Genomic DNA, 14,676 nt, shown 5'->3' with positions numbered 1-14,676 from the left:
CCGTACAGCGGCTGTGAGGACGTGATTATTCCGGCAGGGGGCGTGGTGGGCCCGCCCTCAGCAGCAGCTCATCGACTCCGCGAGCCCCGCACTGAGGGAGTGGGCCAGGGACTGCACGCTCACGCCCGGCTGCGCCACGAGGGACTCGGCGATCACGCCCACGAGACCGTGCACGATGAAGCGGTCGCACTCGCCGGCGTCCCGCACGCGGGGGTCCTCGATGCGCCCGCGCACCTCCCGCAGCCCGGTGACCGCGTGGTCCACCACGGCGTCCCGCACCAGGAAGCAGCCGGGTCCGGAGAGCACCGCGCGGTAGAAGTCCCGGAACTGCTCCACGTGCTCGGCGATGGGCGCGAGCACCACGTCCCAGGGGTTCGGCCGCTCGGCGTCCAGCGCGCTCACGCGCAGGGGCACCGTGGCCAGCAGACTCTGGGTGGCGCTGCACAGCACCTGGTCCCTGGAGCCGAAGTTCTCGTACACGGCCTTGCGGCTGACGCCCGCGGCGTCAGCGATCTCGGTCATCCCGACCTGCGAACCGCGGGACGCCACCAGCTCCACGGTGGCCTGCACCACTGCCGCGCGGGTGCGTTCGATCCGCCGGTCCATCTGCACTCCCTAGCACTGCTCGTCAAACATGGGCCCAGCCATTCAACGCCTCTCGGCGGCCGCGCGCGACCATCTAAAGGGTGAGACGGGGCCCGTGCGGCCGGCCGGGAGTCACGGCCTCCACGAGGAACACACACCCCTCGCCGGTGATCCGCACGGTGCACGCGCCGCCCAGGCGCACGAGCGACTCCCCGGCCGCCGCGGCCGTGCCCTCGTCCTGCGCGCCGCCGTCCTCGGGCCCCGCCGTGGCGGAGACCCGTACGGAGCCCTCGGTGACGAGCACCATGCAGGTGTCCGCGACCTCGCGCACGAGCGGCGCACCGGGTGCCACCCGCGCGGACACGAGGGACAGGGCCGGATCCCACAGGGGGTAGTGCACGGCGCCGTCCTCGGCGGTGCGGGTCTGCAGCAGTTCCACGGGCTCCTGGGTCTGCGCCATCACGGCGAGCAGCTCGGGGACGTCGACGTGCTTGGAGGTCAGCCCCGCCCGCAGCACGTTGTCCGAGCACCCCATGATCTCCACGGCCGTGCCGCTGAGGTAGGCGTGGACCTGCTGCGCGGGGGTGAACAGCGCCTGCCCCGGAGCCAGGTGCACCACGTTCATGCACAGGGCCACCAGCATCCCCCGGTCCTGCGGGTGGTGCCGGCTCAGCAGCTCGATGAGGTGCACGGCGCGCTCGGCCGGGCCCTGCTCCGGGGACAGCGACCCGGTCCCCTCTTGTGAGGACGCCGCCGTGTCGCGTGCGGAGGCGGCCGCGGTGACGCACACGCGCACGGCCGCGGCGGCGTCGTCGTCACCGAGCTCCAGGGCGTGGCGCAGGGGACACGGGGAGGCGGCCGCCGCAGCGAGCCACGGCAGGTCCAGCGTCTCGGCGAGCTCCGCGAGCCGCCCGGGCTCCTGCTGCCCGGCGAGCAGCCACATGTCCGTGAGGGCGATGACCGTCTCCGGCTTGGCGTGCTCGTCCCGGTAGTTGCGGTGGGGTGCGTCCGGGGCGATCCCGGCGGCGTTCTCCCGCGCGAAGCCCTCCCGTGCCTGGTCGGAGGAGGGGTGGACCTGGATGGACAGGGGTGCGTCGATGGCCAGGACCTTGAGCAGGAACGGCAGGTGCGGGGCGATCTCGTCCAGGCCCCGCTGCTGCCCGGCGAGCTCCACGCGCGACGGTGCGCTCGCGTGGGCGCCCATCCACAGCTCCGCCTCCGGCCGTTCGGTGGGCCCGGGGCGGCCCTGCATGTCGGCGAGCACCGAGCAGGACCCCCAGGCGTAGTGCTGGATCGGGTTGCTCATCCTCAGGAACTCGGCCATGCCACACATGTAACCACAGCGCCCCGCGCGGACCCTGGCACCCCGCGAACCCCCAGGGCCCCTCCCGTAGAATCGGGGCCGTGACCACAGACCTTTCCTCATCATTCAAGGCCTACGACGTGCGCGGCATCGTGGGCGAGAGCATCACCGCCGAGAGCGTGCGGGCCACGGGCGCGGCCTTCGTGGACGTCCTGGGCCTGACCGGCTCCTCCGTGGTGGTGGGCGGGGACATGCGCCCCTCCTCCCCGGAGTTCGTCGAGGCCTTCGCGGCCGGTGCCACCCGCCGTGGCGCGGACGTCACGGTGATCGGCAGCATCTCCACGGACGAGCTGTACTTCGCGTGCGGCACCCTGGACTGCGCGGGCGCCACGTTCACGGCGAGCCACAACCCGGCGCAGTACAACGGGATCAAGATGGCCCAGGCCGGTGCGGTGCCCGTGTCCTCGGACACCGGGCTGTACGAGATCCGCGACGCCGCCCAGGCGTACCTGGACGCGGGCGAGATCGAGGCCGTGCCGCGCGGTGGTCGGGTGACCCGCCGGGACGTGCTGGGCGACTACGCCCGCTACCTGCGCTCGCTCGTGGACCTGAGCGGGATCCGTCCGCTGAAGGTCGTGGTGGACGCCGGCAACGGCATGGCCGGTCTCACCACCCCCGCGGTGCTGGGCGATGCCCTGCTGGAGGCCCTGCACCTGGAGATCGTGCCCCTGTACTTCGAGCTGGACGGCACGTTCCCCAACCACCCGGCCAACCCGCTGGAGCCCGCCAACCTGGTGGACCTGCAGAAGGCCGTCCGGGAGCACGGCGCCGACATCGGCCTCGCGTTCGACGGGGATGCCGACCGCTGCTTCGTGGTGGACCAGAACGGCGAGCCGGTCTCCCCGTCCGCCGTGGCGGCGATCGTCGCGGAGCGGGAGATCGCCCGTGCGCAGGCCGCGGGCGAGGAGCACCCCGTGGTGATCCACAACCTCATCACCTCCCAGGCCGTGCCGGAGCTGATCGAGGCGAACGGCGGGCGCGCCGTGCGCACCCGCGTGGGCCACTCCTTCATCAAGGCCGTGATGGCCTCCGAGCGCGCCGTGTTCGGCGGGGAGCACTCCGCGCACTATTACTTCAAGGACTTCTTCAACGCGGACACCGGGATGCTCGCGGCCATGCACGTGCTGGCCGCCCTGGGCGAGCAGACCGGCACGCTCAGCGATCTCATGGACCGCTACGACCCGTACGTGGCCTCCGGCGAGATCAACTCCGAGATCGAGGACAAGGCCGCCGCCGTGGACCGCGTGCGCGCGCACTTCGCCGAGACCGATCCCGCGGTCACGGTCGAGGACATGGACGGCACCACGTTCACGCACCCCACCCAGGGCTGGTGGTTCAACCTGCGCCCCTCCAACACGGAGCCCTTCCTGCGGCTCAACGTGGAGGCCCCGGACGCCGCGGCCATGGAGGCCGTGCGGGACACCGTCCTCGGGATCGTCCGCCAGGGCTGAGCACCCCGGGCACCATCCCCGCCTCCGGACAGGGTACGACGACGCCGCGCAGCCACCCGGCCGCGCGGCGTCGTCGTACCCCCGGCCCTCCGCACGTACCCGGCCCTCCGCGGGTGCCCGAGCCCTCCGCGCGTGCCCGCGGGCGCTGGGCGGGGGGCACCGCGAACGGGCGACGTCACCGGCCCACCGGGTCACCGCCGCCCGGCGCCCCGCCGAGCGGTCGCGCGCGTTGTGGCAGTGGTGACGGGGCTCAGGCCGCGGCGCGGGCCTCGTCGTGGAGCATCCACAGGTCCGGGCCGAAGATCTCGTAGTGGATTGCGCGGCCGGGCACGCCCGCGTCGACCAGCTGCGAGCGCACGGCCTGCATGAACGGCAGCGGGCCGCACATGAACACCTCGGCGTCCGCGGGGACCTCCACCCGGGAGACGTCCATCCGCCCCTCGTGGTCCCCCTCCCCCGGAACCCCGAGCCACGAGACCAGGCGGGCGTTGGGCAGCTGCGAGACGTACTCCCGCACCTGCTCCCGGCACGGCCAGGCCGCCGTGGAGCGGTCCGCGTGCAGCACCAGCACCTCCCGCTCGGGATCCTCGCGCACGAGCTGGTCGAGGAACGCGAGCACCGGCGTGATCCCGATGCCCGCGGACACCAGCACGAGCGGAGCGGGGGACGCCGGGTCCAGGACCACGTCCCCGTACGGATTGGAGAGCTCCAGGACGTCCCCCACGGCCACGTCCCGGTGCAGCACCGGGGTGACCTCCCCCTGCGGGTCCTCCCGCACGATCACCCGGCGGTGGCCCGGGCGGCCCGGCACCAGCGTGAACTGGCGGGGCTGGCGCAGCCCGTCGGTCACGGTGACCTGCACGGTCACGTACTGCCCCGGGACCGCCGGGGTCATGGGGGTGCCGTCCGCGGGCTCGAACTCGAAGGCCAGCACACCGTCCGCCACGGCCTCCCTGGCGCTCACACGGAAGGGCGCGAACGCCACGCGGTTGGCCTGCCGGGCGTAGAGGTCCTTCTCGAGGGCGATGAGCGCGTCCGCCATGAGCCAGTAGACCTCGTCCCATGCGGCCACGACCTCCGGGGTGGCGGCGTCCCCGAGGTCCGCGGCAATGGCCTTGAACAGGTGCTCGTGCACCGTGGGGTACTCCCGGGGATCGAGCCCGAGGGACGCGTGCTTGTGCGCCACGCGGGAGAGCACCTCGTCCGGGTAGGAGTCCGGGTGGTTCAGCAGGTGCGAGGCGAACATGGCGATCGACCCGGCCAGCGCCTGCGGCTGCGTGCCGTTCTTCTGGTTGGCGCGGCTGAACATCCCGTCCAGCAGGTCCGGGCGAGCCTCGAACATGGACCGGTAGAACACCGGGGTGATGTGGGGGATCCGCTCGGCGATGATCCCCAGGGTCTGGGCGATGACCGGGCGTGACTTCTCGGACAGCATGGCGGCTTCCTCTCGTCTGAACCTGACGAGACCAATTTAGCATTTCATATGCTGTGTTTAGTGAGCGGTGCTGTCGGGTCCCCCACCCGTGCGAGTGACCGGGGTGACGCCCGCCGCCCCCTCGCCCGGTGCAGTGCCCCCGGCGGGCGGGCGCAGCCCCAGCTGCACGGCGATCGGCCCCACCTGGCGGGGGTTCACCAGGTCCGCGACCGTGACGCCGTCGAGCTCCCGGTAGAACGCCTCCCGGGCACTGTTCAGCGCCCGGCGCAACCGGCACCCGTGGTTCAGCGGGCACGCCGCCTCGTCCGCCTCACACTCCACGATCGCCGTGTCCGCCTCGAGCTCCCGCAGCACCCGGCCCACGCTCACCCCGCACCCCTCGGCCGTGAGGGCAACGCCTCCCGCGCGGCCGCGCTGCGAGCACAGCAGGCCCATCCCCCGCAGCCGCGCCACGGTCTTGGCCACGTGGTGGTACGGGGCACCCACGCCCTCCGCGATGCGTTGCGTGGACAGCATGGTGCCCTGCGGCAGCCCGCCCATGAGCAGCAACACGCGCAGGGCGATGTCCGAGAACGCCGTGAGCCGCATGGTCTTCCTCTCCTCGGTGCCGTCCGTCGGCACGCACGACGACGCCGCGCGGCCAGCTCGGCCGCGCGGCGCAATCGCACAGGGGGTCCGGCGGGTGCCGGCCCTCGTCAGTCGTTCTTCAGGCGCTCCTCGAGACCGGCGCGCTGCTCGAGGATGACCTCGGGGACGTCGCGCAGTCGAGCGAACCACTCGTCGATGCCGGGCAGCTCCGCGAGCCACTCGTCCTTGTCCACGCGCAGGGCTGCCTCGATCTCCTCGTCGGAGATCTCCAGACCCGTGAGGTCGAGGTCCTCCTTGGCCGGGAGGATGCCCACGGGGGTCTCGTGGCCGCCCGCGGTGCCCTTGAGGCGTTCCACGATCCACTTGACCACGCGCGAGTTCTCACCGAAGCCGGGCCACGCGAAACCGCCGTCCGGGGTGCGGCGGAACCAGTTCACGTAGTAGATCCGCGGCATGTTCTCCTCGCCCATGCGGGCGCCGGTGTCCAGCCAGTGCTCGAGGTAGTCGTTGGCGTTGTAGCCGATGAACGGGAGCATGGCCATGGGGTCGCGGCGCACCACACCCACCGCACCCTTGGCGGCGGCGGTGGTCTCGGAGGACAGCGTGGCGCCCTGGAACACGCCGTGCTCCCACCCGAAGGACTCGGACACCAGGGGCACGGTGGTCTTGCGGCGCCCGCCGAAGATGATCGCGGACAGCGGCACGCCCTCGGGGTCGTCGTACTCCGGGGCCAGGATCTCCACCTGCTTGATGGGGGTGCAGAACCGGGAGTTGGGGTGCGCGGCGGGTCGCCCGGACTCCGGGGTCCAGTCGTTGCCCTTCCAGTCCGTGAGGTGCTCGGGGACCTCGTCGGTCATGCCCTCCCACCACACGCCGCCGTCGTCGGTCAGCGCCACGTTGGTGAAGATGGTGTTGCCGCGGGCAATCGCGTGCATCGCGTTCGGGTTGGTGGACCACCCGGTGCCCGGCGCCACGCCGAACAGCCCAGCCTCCGGGTTGACCACGCGCGGGGTGCGGTCCTTGCCGAAGCGGATCCAGGCGATGTCGTCCCCGACCATCTCGGCCTTCCAGCCCTCGATGGTGGGCTCGAGCATCGCGAAGTTGGTCTTGCCGCACGCGGACGGGAAGGCCGCGGCGATGAAGCGGGAGTCGCCCTCGGGGTCCGTGACCTTGAGGATCAGCATGTGCTCGGCCAGCCAGCCCTCGTCGTGGGCGATCGCGGAGGCGATGCGCAGCGCGTAGCACTTCTTGCCCAGCAGTGCGTTGCCGCCGTAGCCGGAGCCGAAGGACCAGATGGCGCGGTCCTCGGGGAACTGCACGATGTACTTGGCCGGGTTGCAGGGCCAGGGGACGTCCTCCTCGCCCGGCTGCAGCGGGGCGCCCAGGGAGTGCACGCACTCCACGAACGGGGCCTTGTCCCGGGACATCTTCTCCAGCACGTCCGTGCCGATGGTGGCCATGATGCGCATGGAGCACACCACGTAGGGGGAGTCGGTGATCTCCACGCCGTACTGGGGCTTCTGCGCGTCCAGGGAGCCCATGACGAACGGGATCACGTACATGGTGCGCCCGCGCATGGCGCCGTTGAAGCGCTTGCGCAGGGTCTCCTTCATGACCTGCGGGTCCTCCCAGTTGTTGGTGGGCCCCGCCCCCTTCTGGGTCTTGGTGCAGATGAAGGTGCGCTCCTCCACGCGGGCGACGTCCTCGGGGTCGGAGAACGCCGCGAACGAATTGGGGAACTTGTCCTCCGCGAGACGCACCAGCGTGCCGGCCTCGACCATCTGGTCGGTCAGCTGGGCCCACTCGGCCTCGGAGCCGTCCGCCCAGTGGATGCGGTCCGGCGTGGCAAGCTCTGCGACCTCGCGCACCCAGTCCACGAGCTCCCGGTAGTCCGTGGGCGGGTTGTCCAGCGACTGCTGGACCTCGCGGTTGAGCTCGGTGGTCCCGGTGCTTGCTGTGCTGTTGTCAGCCATTGACATGTCTCCTCGTTGAGGCCGTCGTGCGTGCCGCACCACCGCGGGGCCGCGGCCGCCGGTTCACGCGCCGCACCTCGCTGTGCAACGGCGCCGGGGTCGGGCCTCCCCCGGGGGCACGGGGGTGTGCCTGGAGTCTATCGCGGTGCCGGGAACCCCGGACGAGAGTTACACCACATCCACCCCGCACGGAGAGCTCCGCGATTTGTCGCCGGGGGCACGCGGGTGTAAGTTGTTACCCGTTGCAGAGGCCGCGTGCCGCTGCACGAGGGCGCCTGTAGCTCAACGGATAGAGCATCTGACTACGGATCAGAAGGTTGTAGGTTCGAATCCTATCGGGCGCACTCCATCGGGACCCCGCATCCACCGGATGCGGGGTCCTTGCGTTAACCGCCGCCCCGCCGGCGCCGCCAGGATCGAGGACTCCCTGACTTCCCCCCGCACCTCCCCCGCCCGCAGCACCGCCATCGTGGCCGCGGTGCTCGCCGTCGCCCTCGCCGGGTGCGGCGCCCCGGGCACGTCCGCCCCCTCGTCGGACGCGCCGACCGCCTCCGCTGCGCGCACAACCGACACGACGACGCCGCCCGCGCCCTCCCCCACGCCGGCCGCGAGCCGCACCGGGGCAGCCGGGGCGGGGACGGCGTCGTCGTCCCCCTCCGACCGCACGCGCAGTGCCGCACCCGGAACGGCGCTCGCGGCACTGGGAGAAATCCCCGTGAAGGGCCGCGCGCCCAGGACCGGCTACTCGCGGGACGAGTTCGGCCCCCGCTGGGCAGACACGGACCACAACGGCTGCGACACCCGCAACGACATCCTGCGGCGGGACCTCACCGGGGTGGAGGTGAAGCCGGGCACGCACGGCTGCAAGGTGGCCGCGGGCTCGCTGCTGAGCCCGTACACGGGGGAGGCCATGGCGTTCACGGCGGGCCGGGACACCAGCGCGGAGGTGCAGATCGACCACGTGGTGGCCCTCTCCGACGCGTGGCAGAAGGGTGCGCAGCAGCTCGACGCCGCCCGGCGCACCGAGCTCGCCAACGACCCCCTCAACCTGCTGGCCGTGGACGGCCCGAGCAACACTGCGAAGTCCGACGGGGACGCCGCCACCTGGCTGCCCCCGGCCAGGGGCGAGCGCTGCGAGTACGTCGCCACGCAGATCGCGGTGAAGAAGACCTACGAGCTGTGGGTCACGGACGCGGAGAAGCAGGCGCTGATCCGCGTGCTGGACACGTGCCCCGAGCAGATACTGCCGGGCCCGCGCGCCGTTCCGGCCCCGGCGGACGAACCCGCCGCGGAACCCGCGGCACCGCCCGCCGTGCCGGCGGCACCCGCCGCCCCGGCCGCGCCCGCACCCCGGCTGCCGGCTTCTGCGCAGCCCCCGGCCGGTGCGGGTGCGCCCGGCGGGGACGTGTACTTCTCCCGCTGCGCCGAGGCCCGCGCCGCCGGGATGGCGCCGCTGTACGCGGGATCCCCCGGGTACCGACCGGGTCTGGACGGGGACGGCGACGGTGTAGCGTGCGAGGCCAAGCACTGACCCCTGCACGAGGCCGCATGAGACCCTTCCACCGCACGCTGCGGAGCCTGTGGCTCACCGCGGGCGTCCTGGTGGCGCTGGCCGCGGTGCTGTGGGGTGCCGCGCTGCTGGGCCTGCCTCTCGTCCCGGACGACGACGGTCTGGGCACCGCCGTGATCGGGTTCGTCCTGCTCCTGCTGAGCGTGATGAGCGCGGGGATCTCCCTGGCGTTCGTCATCGCCCGCGCCCGGCGTGAGGCGCGCCGGCGGCGGGTCACACCTCCGGTGCGTGGAACGCGGTGAGGCGGGCGTCCGCACCGTCGAGCAGCGCCCAGTCCCCGGGGACCTCCAGCACCGCGGTGCCCGCGGTGGGGAAGCCACCGGCCACGTCCATCATGGCGTCCGGGTCCGAGTCGCGTGAGGCCAGGCGCAGCACGGCGTCCAGGACACCCGGCATGTGCGCGACCACCAGCAGGGTGCGCACGGATTCCGGCACGTGGTTGACCGCGGCGACCAGCTGGGCGTCCGCCCCGTTGTAGAGCCCCTCCCACAACTGGGGAGTGGGCGCCTTCTCCCCCAGTTCGTGGCACACCCACGTGACCGTCTGCCGCGTGCGCAGGGCGGGCGAGACCAGGATCATCTCGGGCGGCGCGTTCTCCGCCAGCCACGCCCCCGCCGCCGCGGCCTCCCGCGCACCGCGCGGCACGAGCGGACGGTCGTGGTCCGGGACGTCCCGCGGGTAGTCGGCTTGCCCGTGGCGCATGATCACCAGGTGCTTGAGGTCGTGGCGGGTCATGCAGGCCAGTCTGTCACGGGCCGCCCACCCCGGGTGACGACGCCGCCGGGCACCGTTGCGGGCGGCGTCGTGCACGCTTCGCGGCGGCGCGCACGTGCGGCCGCGGCGCCGTCAGATGGAGTACTCGGGAGCCGCCCACACGACCACCTCGGGGTGGTCGTAGAAGCGGTAGCCCTGGCCCCGCACGGTGCGCACGGTGTTGGCCAGGCGCCCCAGCTTGGAGCGCAGCCGCCGCACGTGGACGTCGATGGTGCGCTCGGAGGGCACCTCCTCGGCGTCCTCCCACAGGTTGTCGAGCAGCTCGGTGCGGCCCACGGTGCGCGTGCCGTTCTCCACCAGGTAGTTGAGCAGCTCGAACTCGCGGTGCGTGAGGTTGAGCAGGTCCCCGTCCAGGAACACCTCGCGGCGGGACAGGTCGATCAGCACGCCCACGCGCTGGTGGTCGATGCGGCTGCCGGCACCGCACGCGGGCAGCGGCGCGATGGGCTCGATCACCGGATCCGTGAAGGTGGGGTCCCCCAGGGCGCTGCGCACCACCTCGAGGTCCGTGCCCTGCGCGTTCACCGGGGCGAGCGCCACGGCGGCGTAGGAGTCGGACCCGGGAACGGTGGAACGGATGTGCTGGCGGATCTCCTGCACGAGCTGGACCAGGTTGATCCCCCGGTCCGCCGCGGCCTGCTCGTCCACGCCCACGTACAGCACGAAGCCGCGGGCCTCGGTGGGCTGCTGGTCGGGCACCTGGGGGTCCCGGACCTCGGGGGCGTAGTCCGCGGAGACGGAGCGCAGGTGGCGGTGCTCCTCGGGAGCCCCGGGAGCGCGGTGGGCTCCGCGTGCGCGCACAGGGGCCTGGGCGCCGGACAGCCGGTGCCGCTGGGAGATGTGGACGTAGCCCGGTGCGCCTGACATTCGTACCCCTGCCTCGTGAAGCCCCGTTCCCGTGAATTTCCTGGAAAACGGTGTTATATCCCATGTTCCGCGACATGGGGCTGGACTGGCAAGTAATATATGCGCTTTTTTCTCACATGGTGAGATGGGGTACACCTCTGGCGTGTCCGGAGCGAAAAAAGGTTGCAATTCGCCCGGGCTTAGGGGTCAGGTGTGGCGCATCATGGTGGGGGATCACATCCCGCACGTCTTTCGCTGGTCGGCGGCTGCCGGGCAGCTCAGTCCACGACGCCGTACAGACGGTCCCCGGCGTCCCCGAGCCCCGGCACGATGTAGGCGTTCTCGTCGAGCCGCTCGTCCACGGAGGCGAGCACCACGTTCACCTCGCTGTCCCCGAGCTCCTTCTCGAGCCGGTCGAGCCCCTCGGGGGCGGCCAGCAGGCACACGCACGTGATGTCCTGCGCACCGCGGCGGTACAGGAACTTGATGGCCTCGCTGAGGGTGCCACCCGTGGCGAGCATGGGATCGAGCACGTACACCTGGCGCCCCGTGAGGTCGTCCGGCAGCCGTTCGGCGTAGGTGATGATGTCCAGGGTGGCGTCGTCCCGGGCCATGCCCAGGAAGCCGACCTCCGCGGTGGGGATCAGGTGGGTCATGCCCTCGAGCATCCCCAGCCCGGCGCGCAGGATGGGAACCACCAGCGGGCGCGGGCGGGTCAGGGCGGTGCCCTGCGTCTCGGCCACCGGGGTCTGGATGGTCACCGGCTCCACGCGGACATCCCGGGTGGCCTCGTAGGCCAGCAGCGTGACCAGTTCCTCCACCAGCTGGCGGAACACGGGGGACGGGGTGTCCTTCTCGCGCAACACGCTCAGCTTGTGGGCGACCAACGGGTGATCCAAGACAGTGACTCGCATACCCAGAATCTAGCAGTAGCGCCGGCTGCGCGGACCATCGCCGGAGCGGGCTCCACCGGCCCCGGCCCACGCGCCCACGACGCCGCCGTCCCCGGCCGGACGGGTCACGTCACGACTTCGTCACGGGACACCGCCGCACGCCGTGCAGGATAGTGCCGTGCCCTACTCTCGTAGGGAACATGCGATCCCGCTCCACCCAGTCCTGCGCACGGCAACCCTCGGAAGGGGCACCACACATGACGGCACCGGTTCTCGAGACGGAGAATTTGGTCAAGATCTACGGCAGGGGCGACACCCGCTTCGACGCCCTCAAGGGCATCAACCTGGAGATCGGCAAGGGCGAGTCCGTGGCCGTGGTGGGCAAGTCCGGCTCGGGCAAGTCCACCCTCATGCACCTGCTCGCGCTGCTGGACGCCCCCACCCACGGCGTGGTGGCCGTGGAGGGCAGGCCCACCGGGGACCTCGGCGCCAAGGAGCTCAACGAGCTGCGCAACTCCGCGTTCGGCTTCGTGTTCCAGCAGTTCTTCCTGACACCCAACCAGAGCGTGCTGGAGAACGTCACGCTGCCCCTGAAGATCGCGGGCGTCCCCGCGTCCGAGCGCAAGCGCCGGGGCCTCGAGGCGCTCGAGCAGCTGGAGATGGCGGACAAGGCGGACAACAAGGCCACCGACCTCTCCGGCGGGCAGAAGCAGCGCGTGGTGATCGCCCGCGCGCTCATCAACGACCCCTCCGTGATCTTCGCGGACGAGCCCACCGGCAACCTGGACTCCGCGACCTCCAAGGTGGTGGAGGACATCCTCTTCGGACTCAACCGGGACAAGGGGATCACCCTGGTGGTCGTGACCCACGACGAGGACCTCGCCAAGCGCTGCTCGCGCCAGATCTACCTGGTGGACGGGCAGATCGTGCCGAGCCCCGAGAAGCCCGCGAGCGACGTCGCCCCCGGATCCCCGGCCCACCCGTGGGCCCAGCAGCCCGCCGAGGCCGCTGCGGAGACCCTGCAGGTCACCGAGCCCGCCACCGGGGAGGTGGTCACGATCAGCCAGGCCGACGCCGCCGAGATCGCCCGCGCCGCCCAGGAACCACCGCGCCCCGGCAAGCACGCCGCGCCCGCCCCCACCCCCGAGCAGCCAGGAGCCACCGCGTGAAATTCATCGATCTGCTGCGCACGGCGATCGGGAACACGTTCCGGTCCAAGGCGCGCACCATCCTGACCGTGATCGCGATCTTCATCGGCTCGTTCACGCTCACCCTGACCTCCGGGATCGGCACGGGCGTCAACGACTACATCGACAAGACCGTGGCCGCGTTCGGCAACGAGAACGCCCTGTTCGTCCAGAAGGTCTCCGAGCAGTCCGCCCCCGGCTCCAGCGAGCAGGACGGACCCACCGAGTACAACCCGGACGAGACCAACGTGCAGCTCGGCTTCGGCTCCATCAGCGGCCTGACCGACTCGGACATCGACAAGATCGAGAAGATCGACGGCGTGGGCTCGGTGGACCCCATGTACATGGTCACCCCCAAGTACCTGGAGGCCCCCGGCGGCGAGAAGTTCACGCTCAGCCTGGGCTCGCCCCCGGAGGCGGACGGGCCGCAGCTCGAGTCCGGTGAGGCCCCGGAGCGCGGCAAGGACGAGATCCTGCTGCCCTCCTCGTGGGTCGAGCCCCTGGGCCTGGGATCCAACCAGGACGCCGTGGGCAAGACCGTGAAGATCGCGCTGGGCAACGCCGTGGACCAGGACAGGACGTTCACCGTCAAGGTCTCGGGCGTCGCCCAGGCCTCACTGGCGGGCTCCTCCGACAACCCCATCCCCTCCGCGGGCCTGAACAAGAAGCTCTACGACTACCAGGTCTCCGGAAGCCCCCGGAAGGTCCCGAACTCGTACCTGACCGCCACCGCCACCGTGGACGACATGTCCAAGGTGGGCGCCATCAAGTCGCAGCTCTCGGACGAGAACATGCTCGGACGCACCGTGGAGGACCAGCTGGGCATGTTCCGCGCGGTCATCAACGGCATCGTGTGGATCCTCAACTCCTTCGCCATCATCGCGCTGCTCGCCGCGGGCTTCGGCATCGTGAACACGCTGCTGATGTCCGTGCAGGAGCGCACCCGGGAGATCGGGCTGATGAAGGCGCTGGGCATGAGCGGGGGCAAGGTCTTCGGCCTGTTCTCCCTCGAGGCGATCTTCATCGGCTTCCTGGGCTCCGCGATCGGCGCCGGCGTGGCCGTGGCAGCCGGGAGCATCCTCAGCGGGGTGCTCTCCAACGGGCTGCTGTCGTCGCTGCCCGGGCTGAGCCTGTTCCTGTTCAACCCCGTGAACATCGCCCTGATCATCCTCTCGGTCATGTTCATCGCCTTCCTGGCCGGCACCATCCCCGCCGTGCGGGCCGCCCGTCAGGACCCCATCACCGCCCTGCGCTACGAGTGACCCCCCACACCTGCACCACCACTCGCACCACCACATGAAAGGACGGCAGTCATGAGCACCACTCCGAACGAACCGCAGAACCCGCAGTCCGGCATCCCCGGACAGCCCGGCCCCGCACAGTCCGGCCAGCCCATGCCCTACGGCCAGGGCGCGGTCAACGGCGCACCGCAGGGTGGCCCCAACGGCCAGCAGTACGGTCAGGCCGGAGGCAAGTTCGGCACCGCGGAGTACAACCCCGGGCAGTACACCGGCCTGATGGAGCGCCCCTCCACGATCGACCGGCTGCTCAAGCTGACGCTGGTGTCGCTGGGGATCTCCGTGCTGAGCAGCATCCTCAGCATCATCGGAGTCCTCACTGCGGACACGGACGCCCTGCTGCGCGAGCAGGGGGGCGCCGCCGCATCGCAGGCCGGCGCCGCAGACGTGGCCCAGATGGTGGGCACCATGGGCACGGTGGTCGGCGTCATCGGTCTCATCATCTCCATCGGCCTGTACCTGCTGGTCTACTTCAACCTGAAGAAGGGCCGGAACTGGGCCCGCATCCTGGGTACCGTGTTCGCCGCCATTGCCATCCTGTCCGGCATCTTCGGCCTGTTCACCGGCACCAGCGGCATGAGCACTGGCATCTACATCGCAGGCATCGTCCTGGGGGTCGTCAAGATCGTCGTGGACATCCTCTGGATCGTCACCGCGTACAAGGCCCCCACCACCGCCTGGTTCAACCAGAACAGCGTGCGGCGCTGAGTCGC

At 71.3% G+C, this 14,676-nt stretch carries 14 protein-coding genes and 1 tRNA gene; 7 read left to right on the top strand and 8 right to left on the bottom strand.

The window, feature by feature from the left end; translation table 11 throughout:
• Positions 1–57 precede the first annotated feature (57 nt).
• Together DNL27_RS02315 and manA are read right to left on the bottom strand one after the other, a co-directional pair.
• Positions 58–606 carry a TetR/AcrR family transcriptional regulator gene (locus tag DNL27_RS02315; RefSeq protein ID WP_012397405.1) on the bottom strand — a complete coding sequence of 183 codons (549 nt, stop codon included), beginning with the start codon at positions 604–606 and terminating at the stop codon, positions 58–60.
• A gap of 73 nt (positions 607–679) precedes the next feature.
• Complete coding sequence (gene manA, locus DNL27_RS02310) at positions 680–1,909, bottom strand: mannose-6-phosphate isomerase, class I (protein WP_239494418.1); 1,230 nt, start codon at positions 1,907–1,909, stop codon at positions 680–682.
• 80 nt (positions 1,910–1,989) lie between these two features.
• On the opposite strand from manA, the gene DNL27_RS02305 reads away from it, so the two are divergent.
• Positions 1,990–3,399 (top strand): phosphomannomutase/phosphoglucomutase, encoded by a 1,410-nt coding sequence (locus DNL27_RS02305; RefSeq protein WP_112234596.1) that lies wholly within the window; start codon positions 1,990–1,992, stop codon positions 3,397–3,399.
• Between the two features lie 250 nt (positions 3,400–3,649).
• Here the strand turns inward: DNL27_RS02305 and DNL27_RS02300 are convergent, their stop codons facing one another.
• From DNL27_RS02300 to DNL27_RS02290, 3 genes are all read right to left on the bottom strand, one after another.
• Complete coding sequence (locus tag DNL27_RS02300) at positions 3,650–4,834, bottom strand: globin domain-containing protein (RefSeq protein ID WP_112234595.1); 1,185 nt, start codon at positions 4,832–4,834, stop codon at positions 3,650–3,652.
• Between the two features lie 57 nt (positions 4,835–4,891).
• On the bottom strand, positions 4,892–5,422 hold the full coding sequence (locus tag DNL27_RS02295; protein ID WP_112234594.1) for an Rrf2 family transcriptional regulator: 531 nt from the start codon (positions 5,420–5,422) through the stop codon (positions 4,892–4,894).
• A gap of 107 nt (positions 5,423–5,529) precedes the next feature.
• Positions 5,530–7,395, bottom strand: a complete 1,866-nt coding sequence (locus DNL27_RS02290; protein WP_012397400.1) for a phosphoenolpyruvate carboxykinase (GTP) — start codon at positions 7,393–7,395, stop codon at positions 5,530–5,532.
• A 271-nt stretch (positions 7,396–7,666) separates the two neighbouring features.
• Between DNL27_RS02290 and DNL27_RS02285 the strand changes: the two genes are divergently transcribed.
• The 3 genes from DNL27_RS02285 to DNL27_RS02275 all read left to right on the top strand — a co-directional run bounded on the left by DNL27_RS02285 (position 7,667) and on the right by DNL27_RS02275 (position 9,207).
• Positions 7,667–7,739 (top strand) — tRNA-Arg (locus DNL27_RS02285).
• A 26-nt stretch (positions 7,740–7,765) separates the two neighbouring features.
• Positions 7,766–8,926: a DUF1524 domain-containing protein gene (locus DNL27_RS02280; RefSeq protein WP_112234593.1), complete on the top strand. Its 1,161-nt coding sequence runs from the start codon at positions 7,766–7,768 to the stop codon at positions 8,924–8,926.
• 17 nt (positions 8,927–8,943) lie between these two features.
• Entirely contained in the window at positions 8,944–9,207 is a 264-nt protein-coding gene (locus DNL27_RS02275; RefSeq protein WP_112234592.1) for a hypothetical protein, read from the top strand.
• On the opposite strand, the gene DNL27_RS02270 is transcribed toward DNL27_RS02275, so the two are convergent.
• From DNL27_RS02270 to upp, 3 genes are all read right to left on the bottom strand, one after another.
• Positions 9,179–9,700 carry a histidine phosphatase family protein gene (locus DNL27_RS02270; protein ID WP_012397397.1) on the bottom strand — a complete coding sequence of 174 codons (522 nt, stop codon included), beginning with the start codon at positions 9,698–9,700 and terminating at the stop codon, positions 9,179–9,181. The genes DNL27_RS02275 and DNL27_RS02270 overlap by 29 nt on opposite strands.
• A gap of 111 nt (positions 9,701–9,811) precedes the next feature.
• On the bottom strand, positions 9,812–10,606 hold the full coding sequence (locus tag DNL27_RS02265; RefSeq protein WP_012397396.1) for a winged helix-turn-helix domain-containing protein: 795 nt from the start codon (positions 10,604–10,606) through the stop codon (positions 9,812–9,814).
• A gap of 257 nt (positions 10,607–10,863) precedes the next feature.
• A complete protein-coding gene (gene upp, locus DNL27_RS02260) occupies positions 10,864–11,499 on the bottom strand; it encodes a uracil phosphoribosyltransferase (RefSeq protein ID WP_012397395.1) in 636 nt (211 codons plus the stop codon).
• Positions 11,500–11,735: 236 nt separating this feature from the next.
• Between upp and DNL27_RS02255 the strand changes: the two genes are divergently transcribed.
• The 3 genes from DNL27_RS02255 to DNL27_RS02245 are packed head-to-tail and all read left to right on the top strand — an operon-like array spanning position 11,736 to position 14,671.
• Positions 11,736–12,647, top strand: a complete 912-nt coding sequence (locus DNL27_RS02255) for an ABC transporter ATP-binding protein (RefSeq protein ID WP_012397394.1) — start codon at positions 11,736–11,738, stop codon at positions 12,645–12,647.
• Complete coding sequence (locus DNL27_RS02250) at positions 12,644–13,927, top strand: ABC transporter permease (RefSeq protein ID WP_112234591.1); 1,284 nt, start codon at positions 12,644–12,646, stop codon at positions 13,925–13,927. The genes DNL27_RS02255 and DNL27_RS02250 overlap by 4 nt, the downstream gene beginning before the upstream one ends.
• A 51-nt stretch (positions 13,928–13,978) precedes the next feature.
• Positions 13,979–14,671, top strand: a complete 693-nt coding sequence (locus DNL27_RS02245; RefSeq protein WP_112234590.1) for a hypothetical protein — start codon at positions 13,979–13,981, stop codon at positions 14,669–14,671.
• Positions 14,672–14,676: the final 5 nt, after the last annotated feature.

It is taken from the genome of Kocuria sp. BT304 (assembly GCF_003290245.1).
GTDB classification, from domain to species: Bacteria; Actinomycetota; Actinomycetes; order Actinomycetales; family Micrococcaceae; genus Kocuria; species Kocuria rhizophila_A.
Note: the sequence above shows the minus strand (reverse complement) of the source record. Positions and strands in the feature narration are given on the sequence as shown.